This is a genomic window from Bacillus salitolerans (genome assembly GCF_042680805.1).
GTDB lineage: Bacteria > Bacillota > Bacilli > Bacillales > SA4 > Bacillus_CJ > Bacillus_CJ salitolerans.
The window spans coordinates 1-510 of the sequence record NZ_JBHUEM010000058.1 but is presented as its reverse complement, the minus strand read 5'-3'; the positions used below and the strand labels follow the sequence as shown (position 1 = coordinate 510).

Below are 510 nucleotides of genomic sequence, written 5' to 3'. Positions count from 1 at the left end.
TGCGAAGCCGCAAGGCGAAGTATAGGGGCTGACACCTGCCCGGTGCTGGAAGGTTAAGAGGAGAGGTTAGCTCAGAGCGAAGCTTTGAATTGAAGCCCCAGTAACGGCGGCCGTAACTATAACGGTCCTAAGGTAGCGAAATTCCTTGTCAGGTAAGTTCTGACCCGCACGAAAGGTGTAACGATTTGGGCACTGTCTCAACGAGAGACCCGGTGAAATTATAGTACCTGTGAAGATGCAGGTTACCCGCGACAGGACGGAAAGACCCCGTGGAGCTTTACTGTAGCCTGATATTGAATTTTGGTACAGCTTGTACAGGATAGGTAGGAGCCTTGGAAACCGGAGCGCCAGCTTCGGTGGAGGCGTCGGTGGGATACTACCCTGGCTGTATTGAAATTCTAACCCGCAGCCGTGACCCGGCTGGGAGACAGTGTCAGGTGGGCAGTTTGACTGGGGCGGTCGCCTCCCAAAATGTAACGGAGGCGCCCAAAGGTTCCCTCAGAATGGTTG

At 54.3% G+C, this 510-nt stretch carries 1 rRNA gene (only partly in view); it reads left to right on the top strand.

Annotation, left to right across the window (positions count from 1 at the left end):
• Positions 1–510, top strand: a 23S ribosomal RNA gene (locus tag ACFSCX_RS25185) (its annotated part extends 118 nt beyond the left edge of the window); the annotation flags it as partial.